Source organism: Acetobacter oeni (assembly GCF_011516825.1).
GTDB classification, from domain to species: domain Bacteria; phylum Pseudomonadota; class Alphaproteobacteria; order Acetobacterales; family Acetobacteraceae; genus Acetobacter; species Acetobacter oeni.
Genome location: NZ_WOTA01000009.1, coordinates 16,104 through 39,372, shown reverse-complemented (window position 1 = coordinate 39,372; position 23,269 = coordinate 16,104). Strand labels below are relative to the sequence as shown.

At 60.4% G+C, this 23,269-nt stretch carries 22 protein-coding genes and 3 pseudogenes; 11 read left to right on the top strand and 14 right to left on the bottom strand.

The features are described 5' to 3' along the window. Positions 1–232: 232 nt before the first annotated feature. The 4 genes from GOB90_RS07740 (at position 233) to GOB90_RS07725 (ending at position 4,638) form a co-directional block, all read left to right on the top strand. The gene (locus tag GOB90_RS07740; protein ID WP_146887237.1) at positions 233–1,462 is read left to right on the top strand and encodes a Tm-1-like ATP-binding domain-containing protein; all 1,230 of its coding nucleotides are present in this window, start codon (positions 233–235) and stop codon (positions 1,460–1,462) included. Then, a complete protein-coding gene (locus GOB90_RS07735; protein ID WP_146887239.1) occupies positions 1,440–2,270 on the top strand; it encodes a phosphoenolpyruvate hydrolase family protein in 831 nt (276 codons plus the stop codon). The genes GOB90_RS07740 and GOB90_RS07735 overlap by 23 nt, the downstream gene beginning before the upstream one ends. A gap of 83 nt (positions 2,271–2,353) precedes the next feature. Then, positions 2,354–3,472: an L-dopachrome tautomerase-related protein gene (locus GOB90_RS07730; RefSeq protein WP_146887242.1), complete on the top strand. Its 1,119-nt coding sequence runs from the start codon at positions 2,354–2,356 to the stop codon at positions 3,470–3,472. A gap of 62 nt (positions 3,473–3,534) precedes the next feature. Next, a complete protein-coding gene (locus tag GOB90_RS07725) occupies positions 3,535–4,638 on the top strand; it encodes a PQQ-dependent sugar dehydrogenase (protein WP_198912623.1) in 1,104 nt (367 codons plus the stop codon). Between the two features lie 3 nt (positions 4,639–4,641). Here GOB90_RS07725 and GOB90_RS07720 read toward each other — a convergent pair whose 3' ends face one another. Continuing rightward, positions 4,642–5,559, bottom strand: a complete 918-nt coding sequence (locus GOB90_RS07720; protein ID WP_146887246.1) for a LysR family transcriptional regulator — start codon at positions 5,557–5,559, stop codon at positions 4,642–4,644. Positions 5,560–5,754: 195 nt separating this feature from the next. On the opposite strand from GOB90_RS07720, the gene GOB90_RS07715 reads away from it, so the two are divergent. Then, a complete protein-coding gene (locus GOB90_RS07715; protein ID WP_146887248.1) occupies positions 5,755–6,237 on the top strand; it encodes a lipocalin-like domain-containing protein in 483 nt (160 codons plus the stop codon). 174 nt (positions 6,238–6,411) lie between these two features. Here GOB90_RS07715 and GOB90_RS19135 read toward each other — a convergent pair. After that, positions 6,412–6,576: pseudogene (locus tag GOB90_RS19135) on the bottom strand (transposase); the annotation flags it as partial. A 375-nt stretch (positions 6,577–6,951) separates the two neighbouring features. Between GOB90_RS19135 and GOB90_RS18960 the strand changes: the two are divergent. Continuing rightward, positions 6,952–7,438 (top strand): annotated as a pseudogene (locus GOB90_RS18960) (IS5/IS1182 family transposase); the annotation flags it as partial. A 105-nt stretch (positions 7,439–7,543) separates the two neighbouring features. Here GOB90_RS18960 and GOB90_RS07705 read toward each other — a convergent pair. The 9 genes from GOB90_RS07705 to GOB90_RS07665 all read right to left on the bottom strand — a co-directional run bounded on the left by GOB90_RS07705 (position 7,544) and on the right by GOB90_RS07665 (position 15,324). Continuing rightward, complete coding sequence (locus GOB90_RS07705) at positions 7,544–9,007, bottom strand: ATP-binding protein (protein ID WP_173571987.1); 1,464 nt, start codon at positions 9,005–9,007, stop codon at positions 7,544–7,546. A 53-nt stretch (positions 9,008–9,060) separates the two neighbouring features. Beyond that, positions 9,061–10,479 carry a carbohydrate porin gene (locus tag GOB90_RS07700; protein ID WP_206752470.1) on the bottom strand — a complete coding sequence of 473 codons (1,419 nt, stop codon included), beginning with the start codon at positions 10,477–10,479 and terminating at the stop codon, positions 9,061–9,063. A 131-nt stretch (positions 10,480–10,610) separates the two neighbouring features. Continuing rightward, the gene (locus GOB90_RS07695) at positions 10,611–11,831 is read right to left on the bottom strand and encodes a TIGR03862 family flavoprotein (protein ID WP_146887258.1); all 1,221 of its coding nucleotides are present in this window, start codon (positions 11,829–11,831) and stop codon (positions 10,611–10,613) included. A 102-nt stretch (positions 11,832–11,933) separates the two neighbouring features. Further along, on the bottom strand, positions 11,934–13,016 hold the full coding sequence (locus GOB90_RS07690) for an EscU/YscU/HrcU family type III secretion system export apparatus switch protein (protein ID WP_146887260.1): 1,083 nt from the start codon (positions 13,014–13,016) through the stop codon (positions 11,934–11,936). 50 nt (positions 13,017–13,066) lie between these two features. Continuing rightward, on the bottom strand, positions 13,067–13,867 hold the full coding sequence (locus GOB90_RS07685) for a flagellar biosynthetic protein FliR (protein WP_146887262.1): 801 nt from the start codon (positions 13,865–13,867) through the stop codon (positions 13,067–13,069). Further along, a complete protein-coding gene (locus tag GOB90_RS07680; RefSeq protein WP_146887264.1) occupies positions 13,864–14,136 on the bottom strand; it encodes a flagellar biosynthetic protein FliQ in 273 nt (90 codons plus the stop codon). Before GOB90_RS07680 ends, GOB90_RS07685 begins: the two co-directional genes overlap by 4 nt. Before the next feature lie 37 nt (positions 14,137–14,173). After that, positions 14,174–14,428 carry a flagellar hook-basal body complex protein FliE gene (locus GOB90_RS07675; RefSeq protein WP_261765942.1) on the bottom strand — a complete coding sequence of 85 codons (255 nt, stop codon included), beginning with the start codon at positions 14,426–14,428 and terminating at the stop codon, positions 14,174–14,176. A gap of 77 nt (positions 14,429–14,505) precedes the next feature. Then, positions 14,506–14,913: a flagellar basal body rod protein FlgC gene (gene flgC / locus GOB90_RS07670; RefSeq protein WP_146887268.1), complete on the bottom strand. Its 408-nt coding sequence runs from the start codon at positions 14,911–14,913 to the stop codon at positions 14,506–14,508. A 15-nt stretch (positions 14,914–14,928) separates the two neighbouring features. Further along, the gene (locus tag GOB90_RS07665) at positions 14,929–15,324 is read right to left on the bottom strand and encodes a flagellar basal body rod protein FlgB (protein WP_146887270.1); all 396 of its coding nucleotides are present in this window, start codon (positions 15,322–15,324) and stop codon (positions 14,929–14,931) included. A 208-nt stretch (positions 15,325–15,532) separates the two neighbouring features. On the opposite strand from GOB90_RS07665, the gene GOB90_RS07660 reads away from it, so the two are divergent. Together GOB90_RS07660 and fliP are read left to right on the top strand one after the other, a co-directional pair. Further along, entirely contained in the window at positions 15,533–15,805 is a 273-nt protein-coding gene (locus GOB90_RS07660) for a hypothetical protein (RefSeq protein ID WP_146887272.1), read from the top strand. Beyond that, positions 15,802–16,599 carry a flagellar type III secretion system pore protein FliP gene (fliP, locus tag GOB90_RS07655; RefSeq protein WP_146887274.1) on the top strand — a complete coding sequence of 266 codons (798 nt, stop codon included), beginning with the start codon at positions 15,802–15,804 and terminating at the stop codon, positions 16,597–16,599. The genes GOB90_RS07660 and fliP overlap by 4 nt, the downstream gene beginning before the upstream one ends. 384 nt (positions 16,600–16,983) lie before the next feature. On the opposite strand, the gene GOB90_RS07650 is transcribed toward fliP, so the two are convergent. Together GOB90_RS07650 and GOB90_RS07645 are read right to left on the bottom strand one after the other, a co-directional pair. After that, positions 16,984–18,534 carry a gamma-glutamyltransferase family protein gene (locus tag GOB90_RS07650; RefSeq protein ID WP_261765943.1) on the bottom strand — a complete coding sequence of 517 codons (1,551 nt, stop codon included), beginning with the start codon at positions 18,532–18,534 and terminating at the stop codon, positions 16,984–16,986. Positions 18,535–18,891: 357 nt separating this feature from the next. After that, complete coding sequence (locus GOB90_RS07645; RefSeq protein WP_242011875.1) at positions 18,892–19,539, bottom strand: hypothetical protein; 648 nt, start codon at positions 19,537–19,539, stop codon at positions 18,892–18,894. A 366-nt stretch (positions 19,540–19,905) separates the two neighbouring features. Between GOB90_RS07645 and ispH the strand changes: the two genes are divergently transcribed. From ispH to rnhA, 3 genes are all read left to right on the top strand, one after another. Beyond that, a complete protein-coding gene (gene ispH / locus GOB90_RS07640) occupies positions 19,906–20,904 on the top strand; it encodes a 4-hydroxy-3-methylbut-2-enyl diphosphate reductase (protein WP_146887278.1) in 999 nt (332 codons plus the stop codon). Positions 20,905–20,984: 80 nt separating this feature from the next. Then, positions 20,985–21,977: a homoserine kinase gene (locus tag GOB90_RS07635; protein WP_146887280.1), complete on the top strand. Its 993-nt coding sequence runs from the start codon at positions 20,985–20,987 to the stop codon at positions 21,975–21,977. A gap of 13 nt (positions 21,978–21,990) precedes the next feature. Continuing rightward, positions 21,991–22,470: a ribonuclease HI gene (gene rnhA, locus GOB90_RS07630; RefSeq protein WP_261765944.1), complete on the top strand. Its 480-nt coding sequence runs from the start codon at positions 21,991–21,993 to the stop codon at positions 22,468–22,470. Between the two features lie 51 nt (positions 22,471–22,521). Here the strand turns inward: rnhA and GOB90_RS07625 are convergent. Next, positions 22,522–23,194, bottom strand: a pseudogene (locus tag GOB90_RS07625) (transposase). Positions 23,195–23,269: the final 75 nt, after the last annotated feature.

The following is a 23,269-nucleotide window of genomic DNA, read 5'->3' as shown; positions in this document are numbered from 1 at the left end:
GGGAAAAAATGGTCACTGTCGCTGCTATTCTGCCTCTGTGGCTGCAGCATCGGGGGGAAGTGCCTGAGGCCTGTATTCCGGTATCGTGTATTCCGGCATCTCTGCGGGCGCGAGATGCGTGATCCGCACTTTGTCTTGTTTTTATCGGGCAGCGGAGTGGCATGACGGCACTTGAGAAGCCGCCGCATTTTCTGGCGATGAAGCGGGTTTCGGAAGACGCGGATATGCTGTCGTGACCGGTCGCGTTTACATTTCCGGAACGGCTGACACGAAGGCGGAGGAACTCCGTTATCTCAAAGAGATACTGACGGACAGGCGGGTGGCGGCCTGCATTGTGGATGTGAGCACCGGCGGTGTGCCGCACGCAGCCGACATTACGGCGGCGGAGGTTGCGATGTTTCATCCGGAGGGGATCGGGGCGGTCTTTTGCGGGGATCGCGGACGGGCCATTACCGGAATGTCGCTGGCACTGACACGGTTTCTTGCAGGAAGGGACGATCTGGCGGGGGTACTGGCGATCGGCGGGTCGGGCGGGACGGCGCTGGTGGCGCCTGCTTTGCAGGCCCTGCCCGTGGGGATGCCGAAGCTGGTGGTTTCGACGGTCGCCTCCGGAAATGTCGCGCCCTATGTCGGGGAATCCGATATCGGGATGGTGTATTCAGTTGTGGATATGCAGGGGCTGAACCGGATTTCGCGGATGGTTCTGGCCAATGCGGCGAATGCGATGGCAGGGATGGTGAGGAATGAACCGGCGCCCCGTGATGACGGGCGGCCTTCTGTCGGCATTACGATGTTCGGGGTGACGACGCCCTGTGTGGCGCGGATGGCTGAGGCTCTGAAAAGCCGGTTTGAGTGTCTGGTGTTTCATGCGACGGGTGCCGGCGGGCGGTCCATGGAGCGGCTGATCGATCAGGGGCTGATCCGGGGGGTACTGGATATCACCACGACGGAGTTCTGCGACTATGTTGCCGGCGGAATTTTTGCCTGTGGCGAGGAACGGCTGGATGCAGTGATCCGCACCGGGGTCCCTTACGTCGGGAGCTGCGGAGGGCTCGATATGGTCAATTTCGGGGCCCGGACCACGGTGCCTGACCGGTATCGGGGCCGTGTCCTCGTCGAACACAATCCGTTTATTACGCTGATGCGGACCTCGGCGGATGAATGTGCGGCCATGGGGCGCATGATTAGCGGGAAGCTGAACCGGTGCCGGGGGGAGGTACGTTTCTTTTATCCGGAAGGGGGCTTTTCGCTGCTCGATCAGCCGGGCGGCCCGTTTTACGATCCTCAGGCTGACGCGACTTTTCTGGAAACCCTGTCCGCCGTGCTGGAGGAAACGCCGCGGCGGCGGCTGATCCGTCTGCCTTATGCGCTCAACGATCCGGCGTTTGCGGATGCGATGACGCACGAATTTGAAACGATTTTTGAGGAGAACCGAGACTATGCCGGCTATTCCACGCAGTAAGATTCTTGAGAAATTTCGCGGAATGATCGCAGCCCGTCGGCCGATTGTCGGGGGCGGCGCCGGGACCGGGCTGTCTGCGAAATGTGAGGCGGCCGGCGGGATCGATCTGATTGTGATTTACAATTCCGGTCGGTTTCGCATGGCGGGACGAGGGTCTCTGGCTGGTTTGCTGGCTTATGGAAACGCGAATCAGATTGTCATGGACATGGCGCGGGAGGTGTTGCCCGTTGTGCCTGATATGCCGGTGCTGGCGGGTGTGAACGGGACCGATCCGTTTGTGGATTTTGATGTATTTCTCGACGATGTTCGCCGCGTCGGGTTTTCCGGGATTCAGAATTTTCCAACGGTTGGTCTGATTGACGGCAATTTCCGCAAAAATCTGGAAGAGACCGGGATGAGCTACAGTATGGAGGTCGATGTTGTCGCGCGGGCGAACAGGAAGGATCTGCTGACGACGCCTTATGTTTTCGACCCGCAGCAGGCGAAGGACATGGCGAAGGCCGGGGCGGATGTCCTGGTCGCGCATATGGGGCTGACGACGGGAGGAAGCATCGGAGCCGAAACGGCATTTACGCTGGATGACTGCATCAGGCTGATCAATGAGATCACTGATGCCGCAAGGACCGTTCGGGATGATGTGATCGTGCTGTGTCATGGCGGCCCGATTGCGATGCCGCCGGATGCACAGAAGGTTCTGGCCGGGTGTCCAGACTGTCACGGGTTTTATGGCGCTTCCAGCATGGAGCGGCTGCCGACCGAGACCGCAATTGTCGAACAGACGAAAACCTTCAAGGCGATGACGCGCTGAAAACGAAACGGCTGTCGGGGGCGTTCAGTCTTCGGGGAGCGGTGACGTGCCCCGGGGATCGACGCCGGCGAAAGGTCTTTTTTATGCTCAGGAAACCTGTTCTTACCTGTATTGTTCTCGGGGCTTTGGGTATTGTATCTTCCGGTCAGGCAGCCCCCCTGCCCTCTTCGGCGTTGCATGTCGCAGTCACCTCACAGAGGGTGATGAATGCGGTGACGGTTTCGGACGACGGGCGTCTCTTTGTCTCGTTTCCCTACTGGGGTGGCGGGTCGGAACCCGGGCCGGCGGTAGCGGAGCTGGATGCGAAAGGCGCGCCGCATGCCTGGCCGGATGCGGCGTGGAACGACCGGGCGCACGCGCAGGATATAATGCGGTGTTTTGTGCGGGTGAATGCAATCCGGACTGGCCCGGACGGATATTTGTGGGTTGTGGATTCCGGCGATGCGAATGTGGGTGGCAAACCAAATCCACCGGACGGGGTGCCGGCGAAGCTGGTGGCGTTCGATCTGACTTCTGGCAGACCCGTGCATACGATTGTGCTGAAGCAGGGGACGACACCGTATAGTTATGTTGATGATCTGCGCTTTCATGGCGACACACTGATTCTGACGGATGCGGGTGATCCGGGACTGATTCTGGTGGATATGAAAACGGGACGGCAGCGGCGGGTTTTGCAGCACGCGACTTCCACGACGGATGAGCGGCCGATGTATGCGGAAGGCAGGTTGCTGATCAGCAACGGGAAGCCGGCGAGGATCCATGCGGATCAGCTTGAGGTTTCGCCCGACGGATCGCTGCTTTATTTTCAGCCGAGTTCCGGGCCGATGTATAAAGTTTCCACGGCTGATCTGGAAAATCCGGCATTGAGCGAGGATGAACTCTCGCGGCGGGTTGTGGTGTTTTACAACACGCCGACGACCGGGGGGACGGTGATTGACGGTCGGGGGAATCTTTATGTTTCCGACGTCAATAAGCTGCGCCTGCTGAAGATTACGCCGCAGGGCAAGGCGTCGGTACTGATTGCGGATCAGCGGCTGGTCTGGGCGGATGCGATGTGGATCGACAGCACCGGGAAGCTGTGGATTCCGGCGGTGCAGCTGAACCGGACGGCATCGTTTCAGGCGGACGGCGTTTCGCGGGTGCGGAAGCCGGTGACCATTTATACGCTGGACCTGGGGCTGGAGCCGCAGCATCGGTTCTGAGTATGATGTTACGTGTATCTGCAAGCCGGCGGGCCGGTGTGTCGTTACGAGGAGCCTGGTTTATGAGGTGGGGTCATTTTTTTGCCGGCGTCGCGGCGCTGGCTGTGTCTGTCCCGGCCGTTGCGGTGCCGCCTGTGAACCGGCTGACGGTTCCGGCGGGTTTTCATATCGCGGTTTATGCGGACCATGTGCCGTCGGCGCGGGAGATGGCGGTCGGGGATGACGGGACGGTCTTTGTCGGGTCGATGAGTGCCGGGAGTGTTTATGCGCTGTCGCCGATGGATGCGAACGGGCGGGCGGCTGTGCGGGTGATTGCGCGCGGATTGCGGATGCCCGTTGGGGTCGCGTTCCGGAAGGGGGATCTTTACGTCTCTGATACGACGCGGATTGTGGTGTTGCGGGATATTGAACATCACCTGGACAAGCCGCCGGAGCCGGAGGTGGTGGCTGACAATCTGCCCTATCGGGCGGGGGATCATTCCTGGAAGTTTATAGCATTCGGGCCGGACGATCGTCTTTATGTGCCGATCGGGGCGCCGTGCAATATCTGCGATGTCGGACATGCGTTCGGGAAGCTGATCAGCATGAAGCCGGACGGCACGAACTTGCGGGATGAGGCTTACGGCATCCGGAATACGGTTGGATTTACCTGGCAGCCGGGCACGGAAAATCTGTGGTTTACGGATAACGGACGGGACATGCTCGGGGATGATATTCCCTCTGACGAACTGAACGAGCGAACGGTTGCGGGACAGTCCTTCGGGTATCCTTATTGCCATCAGGGGAATCTGCCCGATCCGATGTTTGGCAGGCAACATTCATGCAGTGAGTTTGTGCCGCCGGTGGTGAAGCTGGGGGCGCATGTGGCGGCTCTGGGGCTTCGGTTTTACGAAGGCGGGATGTTTCCGGCGGCTTATCGGGGCGGTTTGCTGATTGCCGAGCATGGATCGTGGAACCGGAGCGAGCTTTCGGGCTACCAGGTGGTTTCGGTGCATTTCGGGGCGGACGGGAAGCCGGAGAAACCTGACGTTCTGGTCGGAGGTTTTCGCGAGGGACAGGATGCGTGGGGACGGCCTGCGGATGTGCAGCCTCTGCCGGACGGGAGTGTGCTGATCAGCGACGATACGGCGGATGCGGTATACCGGCTCACTTATGACGGGAAATAAGCGTCAGTCCCGGAGGAAGCCGGCTGTGCGAAAGTAGGGTCTGAGATCGTTCAGGAAGGCGCGGACGCCGGCCCGGGTGTGCTGGCGGTCTGGCAGGACAGCATAGAGATCGATCCGTTCTCCCTGCAGATCAGGAAAAATCCTGATCAGCTTTCCGTCTTCCAGGTCCTGACAGACATCGCAGAGCAGTTTGTAGGCGATGCCCTGACCAGAGAGCGCCCAGTCGTGGATGATTTCGGCGTTTGTGGTTGAAAGTCGGGGCTCCACGGTGACGACATCGGTTTCCTGCTCATTGCCGATTGTCCATTTGTTCAGCAGGGCCATTGTTTTGTTTCGTCTCAGGCAGAGGCAGTCGTGTTTTGTCAGGTCGCGCGGGTGAGCCGGGAGGGAGCGGCGGGCGATGTAGTCCGGCGAGGCGCAGAGGACGCGCATGGTGGAGGCGAGGCGCGTGACCATGGCGCCGCCGGCTTCGGGGAGGCCGAGTCTCAGCACGACATCGAGATAATCGCTGAGATCGTACACGCCCTCCGAGGCGAGGGCGAGGCTGATGGTCAGCTTCGGGTGTTTTGCGCTGAATGTCTCGATAAACGGGGCGATCTGCCGACGACCGAGTTCGACCGGTGCGCCGATGCTCAGCGTGCCTTTCGGGGCGCGGGCGGAGGAGGAGATTTCATCTTCGAGGCGGTCGATGTCGGCGACGATGTTCAGGGCGCGTTCGTAGTAGACTCGGCCTGTTTCGCTCAGTCCGAAATGCCGCGTGTTCCGGATGATGAGGGTGCTGCCCAGCCTGGCTTCGAGGCGGGAGAGGCGGCGGGATATGGCGGCGGGCGAGTTTCCGAGGTTTCGGGCGCAGGCGGTGAGGCTGCCGGCATCGACCAGGCTGGTGAAAAAGCGCAGGTCACCGGTTTCGTCACTGGACAAGGGGAGTCTCCACTTCGGTCGGGCCGGAGGATCTTTGCGTTTGACGCAATATTATTTTTCCCAAAAAGTTACTACCGGATTTTCCTGTCAGCAGGCATGTTCATGGGGTCAAAAAAATAACAACAGCGTGATCTCTCCTGACTGTGACTGTCACAGGGCGGCTGAGTGAAGAAGCGATCGGAACGGGACAGGAAGATGACGGTGCAAAGTGCTCTTCAGCAGGACGAATCTGTTAGCGAGAATGAAGCTCTGAGGCAGCGGCTCGTCGGCACGTGGGAGCTTGTATCGTACAGGGTGGAAGAGAAGGAGAGCGGGGACTTCATCAACGCGATGGGGCCGGCGCCGCGCGGACGGGTTGTATTTACCCCTGATGGCTGGGTTGCTTTCAATCTGGAAGGCAGCCATCGGCATCCGGCGAAGTGCGATGAGGACCGTATCCGGCTGATGAAGACGCTGGTGGCTTATATCGGTCGTTATCGTGTTGAGGGCGACCAGTGGATCACGCGGGTTGAAACGGCCTGGGCGCCGGAGTGGGTTGGCACGGAGCAGCGGCGCACTGTTGAGGTCGATGGCTCGCATGCGAATGTGACGACGCCGTGGCGGAAGATGCCGAACTGGGCGGAGGGGCGGCTTTCGCGCAGTCTGATCCGTTTCCGGCGGGCGGGCTCGGCGAGGTAATGTTCGGGAGGGCGGGTTCCGGCTTTTTGTGGTTTGTGTCGGGACGTTCAGCGGACAGGCAGCCTGGGCGGGGGAGCGCAATGTCCGGCTGTCGATGATCGCTGTGGTCGGTCCGGCCTGCTTTCCTGCCGCAATACGCAGCACAGCCCGCAGATCGTGGACGAAAGCCTCGAAACACCCCGCTTCCATCCAGCGTCGGGACTGCTGATAAACCGCAGACCATGACGGCAGATCGTTCGGCATCGCACGCCACGCAATGCCATAACGGATCATATACCGAAGGCCGTTGAACTGTTCCAGCAGGTCATGATAGCGCTGCCCGGCATCCTCTTTCATCAGAAGAAGGCAGGGGATAATCAGCGGTCATTCTTCGTCACTGATATCGGACGGATACGGTTTGCGTGCAGTAATCATCCATCTTTTACTGCACCACTCATGCCAGAGAGTACATAACACCTTCCAGGTCTGAATCAAAAGATGAAAAGCTGCACTGCACACCACTAACGATCTCAACTCAGCGAGTATTTCGCACCATTCTCGGGGACACAAGAATATCGCTGATATCGTGTGCCGCAGATCCTGCGGCGGTGTCTTCCCATGTGGGCGAACCGCTTCAATCAGCGGTGCCCGGATCGCCCATGTTTCGTCTGTAAAAGTGCCCGGTCCGTCTCCTGTGTCCATCCCTACAATATACAAGCCCTAACAGGGCTTAAGCTGATGGCCGCTCCAAAGCAGCATAATACCAATGGTGAGAAAGCCGATCTTCGAACCTGGCGTATCCCGGAGAACAGGAAGGACAAACCAACAAAGCTCAGACACAAGGACTGGAATGCCCGCCGGACGCTGAAATTCACGAAGGCAAAGCCGCAGGACGATGCAGACAATGCCCTCAGCAGACCTTGCCATTTCATTCTTCGGCTATAAGTCTCATACCTCCATTGACCGGAAGATCCGCAAATAGAAGACCAGCGATGTGCGGGGGATTGCCCGGCAGGAATAATACAGCAGTTGGTGTCCCGGCCGACGCGGCATACCGCTCGAAGGCAAATGAGGCCTTCATGGAAAAACAGAGCTTTATCTTTCAAAAAATCACAAGAAAAAAACGCATCTCAAGCCGATGCTCTGCCATATCCGGAAGTCTGATACCGGGAAATCTGCCATTCGCTCCCGCGTCGAGCATGTCTTTGCCGGTCAGAGTGCTCTGAGCTTCAAATTACACCCGCATGCTTGAAAGAATGGTTCTTCGATCCTTCCAGCTGGTTTCCAAAGAGCCGCGACCTTTGGCGGGGCTCCTCCCGACCGGCGATCAGAGTCCGGGATCGCCGGGCAGTGTTTCCCAGCCCGGGCCGATGATGGCGGCGCGGCGGCGGCCGGCGCCGTCGAGGCGGAGGACGATGATGTTCTGTTCTTCGAGCCATCCGAGCATGCGGCGGGCGCGGCCGGTGGAGTGGGTTCCGTAGATACGGGCGATGTCGCGGTCGGGAGGGCAGGTTCTGCCGTCGAGGGCGGCGCGGGCGAGATAGAGGAAGACGGGCTGCATGTCTTCTGGGAGGGTTGAGGCGATGGCCTCGGCTTCCTGCCATTCGGGGGTTTCGGCGGCTTCGGGTGTTGTGCCGCTACGGGCGGTGGCGAGGGCTCGGCGGAAGCTGCGCATGTCGAGGGCTTCGCGGCCGAGGCCGGCGATGCGGCAGCGGACGAGGAAGTCCTGGTAGAGGGAGGCCGGGGGACGGAAGCCGCCGTCGTCCTCGTCGATGACTTCGCGCAGAAGAGCGGCGAGCTGCTGACGCCGTTCGGCGGGATCGATGTCTTCGGCCTGCGGAGCGGCTTCGGCGAGGGCTTCACCATGGGTGGCGAGCTGGGTGAGCAGGTCGGGCGGGGGCGGAGTTGTACGGCGCGGGCGGGCGATGAGTTCGGGTTCGGGGAGCGGGGCGAGGATGAGTTCGGCAACCTGTTCGGTGGGGGGCGAGAACGGGGCGAGGACGGGGCCGGCGGAGCGGCTGGCGGTTTCGACGTTGCCAACGCGGATGGTCATCGGGCGGCGGCAGAGGGCGGGGCCGAGGGCGACGAAGTTACCGCGTTCGAGGTCGCGGAAGGCTTCGGCCTGGCGGCGTTCCATGCCGAGGAGGTCGGCGGCGCGGGCCATGTCGATATCGAGGAAGGTTCGTCCCATGAGGAAGTTCGAGGCTTCGGCGGCGACGTTCTTGGCGAGTTTGGCGAGGCGCTGTGTGGCGATGACGCCGGCGAGGCCACGTTTACGGCCACGGCACATGAGGTTGGTCATGGCGCCGAGGGAGGCGCGGCGGGCCTCGTCGGAGACTTCGCCCGCCGCGGCGGGGGCGAAAAGCTGGGCTTCGTCAACGACGACGAGGACGGGGTACCAGTGGGCGCGCGGGACGTCGAACATGCCGCCGAGGAAGGCGGCGGCGCGGCGCATCTGGAGGTCGGCATCGAGGCCTTCGAGATTGAGGACGACGGAGGCGCGATGGACACGCATGCGCTCGCCGGCGGCCTGGAGCGCGGCTTCGGTGTGTTCGGCGGCGTCGATGACGAGGTGGCTGTAGGCTTCGGCGAGGCTGACGAAATCGCCTTCCGGGTCGATGATGGCCTGCTGGACGAGGTTGCCTGTCTGTTCGAGCAGGCGGCGGAGCAGGTGCGACTTTCCGGAGCCGGAATTGCCCTGGACGAGCAGTCTTGTGGCGAGGAGTTCGGCGAGGTTCATTACGGCCGGTCCGCTGCCGACGATCTGTCCCATTTCGATGTTGCTGCTCATGGTGGCGGGGATAGCTTGCCGACTCCCTGTGAGGCAACCGGGAAGCGGGGTTTTCAGATCTGGGCGTGCAAGCGGATGGCGAAGACGGAGACGGGTCCCCGGTCGCGGTTATAGGCGGGATTTCCGATCCACTGGTAATCGAGCGTGATGTGCCCGAGGGCTCTGATAGCGACATCGTAATAAAGTTCGGTGATATGTTCCGCGCCCGGATGCGGCAGTTTGCCGTCGCCGGCCAGCAGGCCGGTGCCTCCGGCGGCGAGGTAGGCTTTTTCCTGGCGCGAGGCGACATTGACGACGCCGGCAAGGCCGATGTGGTCACGGGCGCGTTGCCAGCGGGTTCCGTCCAGAGAGAGACCTCCGGCGAGGGTACGGTCGATGTCGGTAAATTCGTAGGCTTCGTAGCGACCATCCGACCAGCCTGCACGCAGGAAGGCGGCGAGGTCGCGGGTGAGGGTCTGTTCGACGGTCAGGCTGATTCCGGGGCGGTTTGCGAAATGGCGCACGAGGGCGTCGTCCGCCGCCTGGCCGGTCTGTTTCGCCAGACGGGTGGCGGTGGCGAGATCGGCCATGCGGGCGTGGCTGACGAAGGCCGTGACGATGATTTTTCCGGGTTTTCCACCAATGGTGTGACGTTCTTCGAGTTCTTCGTCGATCTGGAACTGATGGAAGCTGGTATCGAGATCGGGGCTGTTGGGCACCTCTGACATCAGGAATCCGCCGGAGCGAAGGGTCCATCGGCCCTGGTACCATTCGACGACGGCGCCTGCGCTGTAGCCCCAGGAATCGGCGGCGTAATCGTAGGTTCCGGTATCGATAACGGACCAGTTGAGGAAATCGGCGCGGGGGTCGTGGGCGTAGCTGTTGCTGTCGTAGAGATCGGTGACGGCGAATTTGCCTGCGGTGATGACCAGCCGGTTTTCTGATTGCGGTTCGGAGAACAGGTCGAGATCGGCGTTTTCCAGTTCCTGTGGACCGCCGAGATTGATGGTTTGCCGCCAGAAGGCGCGCTGGATGCGAAAATAGGGGGTGGCGCGACCGATTTTATAGGCCTCGCCGCTGGGGAAGCCTGCGATACCGAGTGTATTGCCGATGCCGAATCCCTGATCGACTTCGCCATTGACCCAGATTTCGCTGCCTTTCCAGGGGTGCAGTCCGGCGTAGAGGGTCAGATCCCAGGTTTCGGCGCCACGGGCTGAGCGGCCGAGGCTCTGGCTGCCGGAATAGGGGGCGTGGAAGCCGTCATTTCCCTGCCACACGAAGGTGGACTGCGCGTGCAGGGCGAAGAGGTCGCTGTCGATCAGACCGGGTGACTCGGTTGAGGCCGTGTCGTTTGACGAGATGGGGGAGCCGGCCGGAGCGGCGAGCGCGGCGGGGGGCGGGAGAAAGCAGAGCGTTGCGAGAAGGGCCGGTATCAGGCGGATGAAATCCGGCCGTGTCGAACGGGCAGCGGGTCGGGCTGGCAGGGGTGGCATCAGACGCGGCATGGGAGTCTGGTCGATGTCCGGACACAATTCAGGCGCTCTCTGTAATCCGTATGACGGCTTTGAGGAACAGGAATTTTCACGGATCGGGGGGGCCTTCTCTCCCCTCCCGGGTTCTGGCGTTAGCGGTTCAGCCAGGTGAGCGCGCCTTTCGCGGCGGCCCGTCCGGTGGCCATGCAGGCCTGGAGGAGGTAGCCGCCGGTGGGGGCTTCCCAGTCGAGCATTTCGCCGCAGACGAAGGTGCCGGGGACGGCGCGCAGCATGAAGTGGCTGTCCACGGCGGCCTGCGTGATGCCGCCGGCGGTGGAAATGGCGCGATCGAGGCTGTCCGGGGCTGTAAGGCGGATCGGGACGGCTTTGATGTGGCGGGCGAGATCGGCGGGACTGGCGGGGACTTCACCGGTTTCGCGCAGGAGGGCTGTTGCGACGGGGGGCAGTCGGGCCGCTTTGCGGAGACGGTTGGAGAGGCTTTCGCGGGCGCGAGTTTTGCTGAGGCGATCCGTGAGGGTAGCGAGCTCGAGATCGGGGCGGAGGTCGAGGGAGAGTGTCGCGGGTCCGTTTTGTTCGATGGCGTCGCGGAGGGGGGCGGACAGGGCGTAGAGGGCGCCGCCTTCCATGCCGGTGCGGGTGATGACGGCTTCGCCGCGGATGGTGGTGGTCCCGAAGGTCAGGGCGATGCGTTTGAGAGGGGTTCCGGCGAAGCGGTCGCGGAGGAGATCGGACCATGTGACGCGGAAGCCTGAGTTGGCGGGACGGAAAGGGGCGAGCGGGATGGCTTTCCGGGCGAGGATATCAGCCCAGGCGCCGTCTGAGCCGAGGCGGGACCAGCTTGCGCCGCCGAGGGCGAGGATGGTGGCGTCGGGGGTCGATATTCCGGTCGGGACACCATCTTTCCGGGTGGTGACGGGGTGGTTGTCGTGGTCCCAGCCGGTCCACGTGGTGTTGGGACTGAGGATGACGCCGAGGGTGTTGAGGCGCGAGAGCCAGGCACGGAGGAGCGGAGAGGCTTTCATGGCTTTGGGAAAGACGCGACCGGAGGTGCCTGTGAAGCAGGGCTGATCGAGGCTCACGGCCCAGGCGATCATCATGGCGGGGGTGAAATCCGCCATGGCGGAGGCGAGCCAGGATGCGGAGGAGCCGTAGCGGTGTGAGAAGGCGGGCTCCGGTTCGGCGTTGGTGAGATTGAGGCCGCTTCTGCCGGCCATGAGGAATTTGCGACCGGGGCTGGGCATGCGGTCGGCGATCGTGACGGAGCAGCCTGCGGTGGCGAGGATTTCGGCGGCGGCGAGGCCGGCGGGGCCAGTGCCTATGATGAGGACGGAGTATGTCGGCGCTGTGGTCATAATGTTCCTGCCGAGAATATTCGGGACACCATGACGATTTCGCGTGGCGCTTCCGGGTCTCAATAGCCGCAAACCGGTGCGCAGGAACAGGCCCGGGAGGATTTACCGGACAGGCGGCGACGCGGAGGACGGGCGGCGTTTGAGTTTCCATACATAGGCGATGACGGCGGCGACGGCCTGGAAATACTCGTAAGGGATTTCCGAGTCTTCGGGCAGGGTATAGAGCGAACGCGCCAGCGGGGGGTTCGAGACAATAGGAATTTTTGCCTCGTGAGCAAATTCCCTTATTCTGGCAGCAAGTTCGTCCATTCCTTTGGCTACGACGCGGGGGGCCTTATTGCCCTGCTCGTATTCAAGTGCGACGGCATAGTGGGTCGGGTTTGTGATGACGACGGTCGATTTGCGTACGGCCTCTCTGATACGTTTCCGTGAAGCTCGCATCCGAAGCTGTTTCTGGCGGCCTTTGACGTGCGGATCGCCTTCGCTCTGTTTCGTTTCTTCTTTGATATCGTGGCGGCTCATTTTGAGCCCCTGCAGGCGATGGTAGCGGGTCCACACTTCATCCAGAACGACAATGGCGGCCTGGACGACGAGCACGGCGACGAGCATATGCATTGTCAGGCTGTATAATACACCTGTGAAAATCTCAGGTGACCAGGACATGGCATTCGGGGCCATCGCCAGGCTGTCGCGCACCACGCCATAGAGCAGGAATGAGAAAGCGCCCATTTTAGCAACGGATTTTATCGTATCAATCAGACTGCTGACGCTGAAAATACGCTTGATACCCTTAAGCGGGTTAAGGCGCGTGATATCGGGGATCAGTGCTTCAGGTCGCATCAGAAAGCCCGACTGAAGCACTGACGTGGTCACTCCGGCGATTGCGGCGGCTCCGGCCATGGGGAGGCCCAGGAACATTGCCGTTTTTGCGCAGAACAGCATGACCTGAGAGGCTGATGAGGGGTCGAAGTCAATATCCCCTGAGTGTTCAAGGAGACCTTTCATTTCCTTCACGAACCGGCCTGCGCCTTCGGGGAGCACCATGACGAGGACGATACTTGCCAGACCCAGGCTTGAGAACAGGTGGAGTTCACGCGACTGGGCGATGTTGCCTTCTTCGCGCGCCCGTTCGAGCCGTCTGCCGGTCGGGGCTTCCGTGGTATCTCCGGTATCAGAGTCAGCCATGGTTCATCATCGAACCCTGTTCGGGAAGCATGATTTTTGTTTTACTGTGATCATAACCCGCCTGCGCCGGGCAGGCCGGCCAGAACCGTATCAAGATTTTGCATCCAGGCTGCGACCATACCCCTGACCAGCAGCGCGAGCAGGAGGATTCCACCAAGGAGCTGTGCGGGCATGGCAAGTGAATACACCTGTAGTCCCGGCGAGAAGCGGCTCAGGAGACCGAGCATGGCCGGCCACAACGTGCCGATCAGCACGAAAGGCATTGCGAGCTGGAACGCGAACAGGAACGAGCGCTGTGTCATTTCCGTAACGCTGTGTGCGGCATCACTCATCATCGGAAAATGGCCGGGCGGGAACACCTGGTAGCTTCCGATGAGTGCATGTAACGGAAAAACATAGAGACCGGTGGAGAACAGCACCACGGGAACTGTAAGCGATGCCAGATGACTGACTGCAGTACTCTGAGCACCGAGATCCGCATCCGGCTGAAGAACATTGGACAAACCGGTAAATGTTGAAAGTATCTGCATGGCAATAGGAAAAGACAAAGTCATCAGCTGTGACAGCCAGCCGATGAGACCACCGCTCAGTGCTTCGGAGCAGATGAGAGCAATGGCCCGGCCCGGATCAAGAATATCTCCGGTTTCCGCAGCCGAAAAGCGACTTTGAAGAACGGGAAACATCAGAAAGGTCAGACTGATTGCAAGTCCGGCCTTGACCGACGTTGTCACCGTCTGCCCGCTCAGGCCGGGGAGTGTTACGACCATGCCAACGACACGACACAGGATGGCCACGAAGACGACCACCTGGACCGGCAGAGAGGCGACGAATGCGGTCAGATCTCCGTTCAAGAAGCACCCGCGATGATGACCTGATCGAAGATATGCCGTGTATAGGCAACAAGTGTTGAATACATGAACGACCCGGCGAACAGAAGAGCTGCCATGGATGCGATGAATTTTGGCAGAAATGCCAGCGTCGACTCATTGATCTGCGTGACAGCCTGAAAAATGGAGATCAGCAGACCAGCCGCCAGAGAAGCCAGAAGAGTCGGGGCGCCAATTTTTACTGCAACGAAAAGTGTTTCCCGTAAAATGGATGCAATATCAATGGCGTTCATAAAATAATGTTCCTGAAATATATAAGCTCTGTAAGGATCAGATCGACATACGCATGATATCCTGATAGGATGTGATAACCTTGTCGCGAACTGTCGATGCAGTCTGCAGCACGATCTGAGCCTGCGAGATGGATGTGACGATATCGGTCAGATTTCCATGCCCGCTCAGACCGGAAGCGGCTTTCGCCTCCGTATCCTTTCCGGTCTGCACGGTACTTTCGATTGCGCTCTGAAGCGTCTCGCCGAAACTCGTACTCGTCTCGTCCGTCGTGTTGTCATCAATGGAAGTCACTGCGTCAGCAAGCGATGTACCGGACTGAGTTCGCGCGTATGCTGAAGCGGCAGATTTGTTTGTAGCAGATGAAATTATCATTTCAGGAGATCTATTGTCCGTGTAATCATGGAACGGGTGGTTTGCAGAGTATTCAGATTGGCTTCGTAAGAACGCTGAGCTTCATGTGAATCCATGACCTCGACCATGGTGCTCACATTCGGCGTCTTCACATATCCCTGCGCGTCTGCGGCAGGGTGCGACGGATCGTAGCGTGTTTCAAAATCGGACATGTCATGGTCAATTTTTTTGACGCTTACCTTGGAAACACCTGTTTTATTATCGATAATATTCTGAAATGTTATCGTCTTTCGACGATATGGGTCTGCCCCGGGGGTTGATCCCGTCGTATTCTGGTTGGCGAGATTTTCCGCAACGACACGAAGCCTCTGCGACTGAGCCTCCATTCCGGCGGCCGAGATCGCCATGGTGCTGTTCATATCCATATCTGATCGCTCTCACTATTTTCCAAGAACGGTCGTCAGCATACTTTTGTAAGCTGAATAGACATTTGTCGCGAAACGCTGCTGGTCGCTGGTTTCCGCGACTTCCTCCATCTGCGTTTCCAGAGAAATACCGTTTCCATTCGGGGACTGCTCCCCTTCTGTTACGGCAGACGAGGATCTGCTGCGTCCGGAGACAGGAATGTGCCGGGGCGACGTCGTGGCCAGCCCGACCTGAAACTGAGCCAGCATACCGGAAAACGGCGTGACATCCTGTGCGACATAATTCGGAGTATCGGCGTTAGCGACGTTGTTTGCGAGAACCTTTTCCCGCTCCTCCAGCCAGTTCATCCGTCTCTGTGCCAGGTCAAAAAGATCAGTACCGCCTGAGGCGGGACGTGAAGCATCCAGCATCCGGATCTCCGCAAAGTTAATAAAGAGGTGCCGGCTTAACCGGACCGGGCTCCCGAACATGCGATGTGAAACACTGAAATATCGTTAAAAACTGAAGTCAGTGGATTATTTGTTTATGTGAGCATGAAAACGGTTTTCGTAAACGCATTGTTTACTTTCAGCCCGCAAAGCTGGCGCCTTTCTGAACCGCATCATGGAATGCGCCCGCATGGGTTTTTATGACATCGTTTCAACCGTGGCGGCACTTGTTGCCGTTCTTGCCATGATCCTGCTCAGCCGCAGCGGCTGGCAGATTCTGGCGCGACTGCGCGGTCCTGTACGCAGCGACTCCGGTCTGTCTCTGGAAGGCTCACTTGCTCTGGATGCGCGACGACGGCTCACCGTTGTTTCGTGCCACGGACGAAAAGTTATTCTTCTTACGGGCGGACCGTCTGACGTTGTGGTTGGCTGGTTGCCGGATGCCGGAGATCACTCAGCATGAGCCCAGCACACATTTCATTAAAATCACGATCTGGCAGATGCGGCTTTTATCTGGTTCTGCTTCCGGTCATTACGGTGCTTCTGCTGTTTGCCGGTGCATGGCCACACGCGGCCCATGCACAATCCCTTAATATAGATCTGGGTCAGAAGGGCGACTCCGGCACCGCCGGACGACTGGTGCAGCTTTCGGCTCTCATCACCGTTCTGTCCCTTGCTCCCAGTTTGCTGGTGATGGTTACGGCGTTCACCCGGATCATCATTGTTCTGTCCCTGTTGCGGAGTGCGATCGGGGCGCAGGGCACGCCACCGAACACGGTGTTGATCGGGCTGGCGCTGTTCCTGACGTTTTTTGTGATGCAGCCGGTGATGGATCAGTCATGGACGAACGGAATTTCTCCCCTCATTGCCGGGAAAATTTCAGAAATGGATGGCCTCCGGGCCGCAGCCGAGCCGTTTCGCGGTTTTATGCTGGCCAATGTGAGGGCGCCTGATCTCGCGACATTTTTTCATCTTGCAAATGTTCAGCCGCCGGCCACGGCGGCGGATACACCCTGGCGGGTTCTGATGCCGTCGTTCATGATCGGAGAGTTGCGTCGCGGTTTCGAGATGGGATTTCTGCTTTATCTGCCGTTTCTTGTCATCGACATTGTGGTCTCAACGGTTCTGATGAGTCTCGGTATGATGATGCTGCCCCCGGCCACGATTTCTCTGCCGTTCAAGCTGATTTTCTTTGTGATGGTCGATGGCTGGCAGCTTGCTGCCGGGAGTCTGGTGCGGAGTTTTGGTAGCGGGTGAGGCATGAGGCCGGAAGCCTTCTCTTCTGTGAGGTTTCCGGGCCTGGTTCTGATGTTGAAGCTTTTTTCAGGGCTTTGTGCCCTGAAACCCACCAAAGGCCGCCGGCTTTTGGAAATCTGTTTGTTTATAAATCGGGGTGCAGGAGCCTGTGGTCCCTGTCGGGTGCGGGCAGAGCCCGGACTGGCACTGGCCTGTGGAAAAAACCACTCACCAATAATGAAGGCGGACGGAAGCTCAGGTTTTCTGCTGGCAGCCCGTCCAGAGAAATAATCATTCGGGAGAGACAGAAAGAGTCACGCGGATTTTCTTTGTGATGTCCGGGTCAAAATCTGCTTCTGCCGACCGGGCTTCTCTTGTCTGAGCGATGAACCCGGTCGGGAGAGGTCAGTGTCGTGCTGTACCGGATGCGTAGCCGCTGCCGCGCGGATCGACGGAGCCGAAGCAGCGACCGTTATTACCGGGAAGGCCGGAAGGACAGGAGATTGCGTTCGCGCGGCCCGCAACGGTGGCTGGTTTCATAGCCTGTTCGTCGCCATGCAGGGCACCGGAGAGCGCGGCGGCGGCGGCATCGGCGGCATCGGCCTGGCCGGAAGCCGTGGCGGTGGCGATGAACTGGTCGTCACGATGGGCGATAGCCGCGGGCAGCAGAGGCCAGGGCAGATGTGCCGAGGAAGCGCCAAGCACGATGCCCGTGGAGCCTGCGACACGGCCGGTTCCGAACAGATTATTCATGGTAAGGGCGCAGGCCACGGCCTCGCCTTTCCGGTCCACCACGGCAAAAGATGTGGAAGCGGGCAGATTCGGAAGAGTGCCGCCTGAAGGGATATGACCGGAATCGATCAGTTGCCGGGCACGTGCCGCCAGGACGGAGGGCGTATTGCTTCTGCTTTCGCTGGCGCGCCAGCCGGCCACGGCCTGTGCGCCGACGCCAGAGGTACCGGAACGTCCGTTTTCCATGGCCCGCCATGCGACAGCCATCCCGTAGCCACCATCCGCAGGAGGCGGCAGGAAAGAGACCTGCGTGCCCTGCACTGTGATCGTCAGCGGCATGACGGCCTGCGGAAGCGCGTTGCGTAGACCGGCCATGGTGATGCCGGCGCCGGCTGCATCGCTGGCGGACACAAAGGCCTGTGCCAGTGAGCCGATATAGAGATCACCCGGTCCAGCGGAGTGGATGCGTGTCAGAGAACCGGCGAGTCTCGGCTGGACGAGGATATCGCCGGCCTTCATGACACTGCCGTCCTGTCGGGCGAACACGCTCCGCGCGCTGTCATCGGCCAGCAGAGGCGCCTGGACTGCGCTCAGATCGGACGCCAGCTGGGTTCCCACTTCGAAGCCGCTGCGAGCCAGGTGGAGCGCGGGTTGGGTCAGCTCCGCGAAATCGACGCTGCCGTAGCGGAGCTGCATCAGGAACAGGCCGCGAGGAAGCATGGGGGCGGAGGCCGGACGATCGGCATGCCCGGTCGGTCCCTGGACGGTATCGGCGGGGGAATCGCCTGTTGGCAGGAAGATGAAGGCCTGCCCGCCGTTTTTATCTCCGGGGCGCCAGGCCAGGCAGGCGCCGCCGGCGCCGAGAGAGGCACGGGACGGCAGCGTTACCGACAGCGCGAGGCCGAGGGCCGCAGCGGCATCTGCCGCGTTGCCGCCACGTTCCAGCACGGTCTGCGCGGCGATGGCGGCCTGAGGTTCATCGGCAACGATGTTACCGGTGTAACCCGAAATGATATGGGACCCGGAACCGAAGAGAGAGAGCACCTGGTGCTCCGTGCCGCCATTGCCCTCGCCTGCTCCGACGAAGCTGAAAGGGAACCAGGAGCAGCCGGAGAGCAGTCCCGTTGCGGCGACCGCGAATCCGGCGCGCCGGAGGACGGAGCATGTTCTGCGAAAACGGCTTGCGGCAGGCGCATCCGGGCGCGAGTCAGAATGGGGTCTCACGGGACGCTCACGCACGCGACAGGCACTCCATACTTCTCAGAGGTCGGAACCGCCTTACATGGGCGCACCGAACCAGCAGTCACCAGACAGCCGGACGTGGCTGTCTCATTAACATCGCGGAATGCGACATCTGGTCCACTGGTTAGCTTTCTTCCGCGCGGGCGGCAACGGTCCCGGCTCGTGATCGCTGTGAATGCGCTGGCCGAGGGCTTCTGACACGCGCGGCAGCGGCCAGTCTGCGGAGCCCCGGAGTTGGCCGGATCTGGCCAGGCTGTGGCGGGATCTCCTCCGCGAAGCGCGGCGTATAGCGGTTCCGCTGCCGGCATTCCGGTCCTTTGATGCATGGCGAACTGCTGTTTACTGGCCGCTGAACGTCGCCAGGACGCCGTGTTCGCGGTTATAGGCCAGCTGGGTTTTTGTCAGCTGGAAGCCCACTTCGAACCGGTAATCATTCTCTCCGTTTGTCGGTTTGATCGGCAGATCGACGGTGACCAGCCGGGTATCGACGGCCACTGTCGAGGCACTGTCGGGGAAGGTGACGGCCTGTTCGAAGATATGTTTGCCGACGATCTTGTCGTTGTGGACGACCGCGACGAACCAGGGAAGCGTCAGTGAACTATAGGTCGCGGCCGGGCCACGGCGGACCACCATATGCACGCTGACACGGGTTCGCAGGTCTTTTTTCTTTTCGTTCTCGGCGGCCGCGGCGCAATCACCGCCCAGGTGGGTGATGCTGGCGCGGGTCACGAGGTGGTCGAAGCTCGGCCCTTTTGCGGAGTAGTTATAATAATCCGCGACTTCGGCCGGAATGTGCATGGCGGGGCATGTCGGCGCGAAACCGACGCTGTCATCTTCACCACAGCCGGCCAGGGTGAGCGGCAGCGTGATCGCGACGGCGAGGCCGGTCAGATACCGTCCGAGGGGCGAGCTGAAGCCGGAGAGCGCCCGAGTCGGGGCACGGCCTTCTGCCGGGGTTGAAGGAGAACGGGACGGAGAGTGGGTCATGCGGCAGTCCAGGATGGCAGGTCACACGTGCGATCGGCGCGGGGCAGTCGCGGACGGAGAGCCTGAAGGAGAACGGGCGGGCAGAAAAGAGGCGGGACAAAAAGCATGAGGCGAAGTATTAAACATGAAGTGCGTCCGGGAAAACCGGGCCGGGTCAGAATTGAGAATACCGGCCATGCGGGTCTGCCCGTCGGCCGTGAGTCTCATACTCCGGAGCACGGCCCGGTGAGCGGGTCAATCCGTCCGATACGGCTTGCGCGATCCGCCTGTCTTGCGTAGGGCGGGCAAAACCGATCAGTTTTCCGGCCGGACCGGCCTTTTTGCCGGCCGCCCCGTTTATCGCCTGCCGAACGTTTGGGGAATACCATGCCCGATCAGCTTACATCGACACTCATGCCTGACGCTGCGGATGCGGGCACTCGCGCGCTCAGGGTTATTCTGGCTGGCCCGCGTGGTTTCTGCGCCGGCGTTGACCGTGCCATCCGCGTGGTTGAAGAAGCCATCAAGGCCTATGGCGCGCCGGTTTATGTGCGTCATGAGATTGTCCACAACCGGACGGTTGTGGAGGAGCTGGAGGCGAAGGGAGCGATTTTCGTCGAGGAACTCGACGAGGTGCCGCCTGATGGTCATGTCGTATTTTCCGCGCATGGCGTTCCCAGGACGGTGCCGGCCGAAGCGGCGCGCCGCAATCTGCTGTATCTCGATGCGACATGCCCGCTGGTTTCCAAGGTCCATCGCGAGGCCGAGCGGCATTATGCCGATGGCGGTCCGGACAGCCGTCATATTCTGATGATTGGCCATGCCGGGCATCCGGAGGTGATTGGCACGATGGGTCAGTTGCCGCCGGGCGCTGTCACGCTGATCAACGACGCCGAAGAGGCCCGCACGGTGCAGCCGGAAGATCCGACGCGTCTGGCGTTCATCACCCAGACGACGCTTTCGGTGGATGACACGGCGGAGATCGTGGACATTCTGCGTGATCGCTTTCCGCTGATCGAAGGACCGAAACGCGAGGATATTTGCTACGCTACGACGAACCGTCAGGAAGCTGTGAAGGCGATTGCGCCGGAATGCGATCTGGTCATCGTGATTGGCTCGCCGAACTCGTCGAACTCGCAGCGTCTGCGCGAGGTTGCGGAGCGGTCGGGCACGAAGCGGGCGTTGCTGGTGCCTAAACTGGCGGCGCTCGACTGGTCGGTGCTGGACGGCGTGAATTCGGTTGGCATCACGGCGGGGGCCTCCGCGCCGGAAGCGCTGGTGCAGGAAATGGTCAATGCGCTGGCGAAACGCTATACGCTGAAGATCGAAGAGCGGACCGTGAAGGAAGAGAACGTGACGTTCCGTCTTCCCGCGCCGCTTGGCTGAGGCCGAACGCGTCAATTATTTTTCAGGCGTCCTGGTTTTTACCGGCTTGTCTGACTGGTGAACTGCTCTGAAGGGAGCCCATGGCTGTCTACACGGAAGTCGGGGATGAAGCCCTCGCCGGTTTTCTGACCGAATATGATATTGGCCGTCTGACGGCTTTCCGTGGCATCGCCGAGGGTGTGGAGAACAGTAATTTCGTTCTGCGCACGACGCAGGACGGGACCGATCGGGATTTTATTCTCACGCTGTATGAAAAGCGGGTGAACCCGGTGGAGTTGCCTTGGTTTCTGGGGTTGATGCGTCATCTTGCCATGCGGGGCCTGTCCTGTCCGTTGCCGGTCGCGGGCCGTGACGGGCTGGCGCTGCGTGAACTGGCCGGGCGGCCCGCCGCGATTACGACGTTTCTTCCGGGTGTGTGGCCCCGGCATGTGAGCGTGGAGCACTGCGCTCCGCTGGGAGCGGCGCTGGCGGCGCTGCATGTTGCCGGTCAGGATTATGCGACGGAGCGCCCGAACGGACTGGGGCCGGAGGCCTGGCGACCGCTGTTGCGGGCGGCCCGGGGTAACGGGGGCACGGAGCAGGCTTTTCCCGGGCTGAGCGAGGAACTCGATCTTGCGCTGGACCGGATTCTACCGTCCTGGCCTGCCATGCGTGGCGAGTCTGCTTTGCCGCGTGGGCAGATTCATGCCGATCTGTTTCCGGACAATGTGTTTTTTCTCGACGGAACGATTTCGGGGCTGATCGATTTCTATTTTGCCTGCACGGATCTGCTGACCTACGACGTGGCGATCTGTCTCAACGCCTGGTGTTTCGGCGATGATGGCACATTCAATGTGACCTGCGCCCGGCGGCTGCTTGAAGGCTATCAGAGCGTGCGGCCGCTGACGGAGGCGGAACGTACGGCTCTGCCGGTGTTGTGTGCCGGGGCAGCGATGCGGTTTGCGCTCACACGGCTTTATGACTGGGTCAACACTCCGGCGGGAGCGATGGTCACGCGCAAGGACCCGATGGCTTACGTGCGACGGCTACGCTTCCATCTCGCTTCGCCGACTCTGGAGGCATACGGTGTCTGACACGACTGAATTTGTGGATGTGACGGATGAGCGGGGTTCCGTGGCTGCGCCGGCGGTTGTTCAGGTCTGGACCGATGGTGGTTGCCGCCCCAATCCGGGCCCGGGTGGCTGGGGCGTTCTGCTTCGCTTCAAAGGGCAGGAACGGGAGCTTTCAGGAGGCGAGGCGGCCACGACCAATAACCGGATGGAACTGACGGCGGCGGCGGAAGCGCTTGAGGCACTGACGCGTCCCTGTGTGGTGGCGGTTCATACGGACAGCGAATACGTGAAGAACGGCATTACACGCTGGCACACGGGCTGGGTGCGGCGGAACTGGCGGAATGCTTCGGGTGACCCGGTCAAGAACATGGATCTCTGGCGGCGCCTGCTGGAGGCGGCAAAAAAGCATGAAGTCTCGTGGCACTGGGTTCGGGGTCATTCCGGAGTGCCTGAAAATGAGCGCGTGGATCAGCTTGCGACAGCGGCACGGGTCGCGATTGAGGGAGACGGCTGACATCTGCGATATCGTTCCCAGGAGATACTTCAAAAAAGTCGTTCAAAATCTCTAAAGGGTATTTTGCATGAGCAGAGCGGTAGCGTTTCTGTACATGAATCCTGCGAAGGCGAGGGCGTGCACGGCTGCGAGCGTTGAAGCACATCGCTCATAGTCCTTCACGAGCCTCCTGCATCGTGTTGCCCATGCCAAAGATCTTTCCACAACCAGTCCGCCGGGGTAATAGCACGAAACCATGCCTCGCCTGAGGATGTCTGACGATTTCGGGTATAATATCCAGCTCTTCAGCGGCTTTTACCACTTTGGCTCCGATGTAATCCTGATCGGCCCATGCCAGTTCAACGCTTCTGTCTGTTGCCTGCCGGATGGCCTCAGCCAGCGGGCCAGATTCTGCCCGGCCATCCCTGTTCTCTGGTGTCACATGCAAGACCGGAAGATGCCCTGGGCATCGGCCACCATGTGCAGCTTTGATCCCTTTTTCTCCTGGCGCCATCCACCGTCGGGACTACTGATAAACTGCGGCCACGGTGGAAGATCGTCCGGCATCGCATACCACGCGGTGCCGTAGCAGATCACATACTAAAGGCCCTCGAGCATGATGGTGTTGTTCCGTATCCTCTTTCATAAGAAGAAGGTATGGAACAATCAGAGACCATTTCTTGTCACTGATATCAGACGAATACGGTTGTGTGCTGTAATCATCCGAATTTACCGCCTCAGTCATGCACAAAAGCGCATAACGCTTTCCAGAAAATTTTACTGAACAATAATTACCTCCAATACCATCCCTGTTTTACGG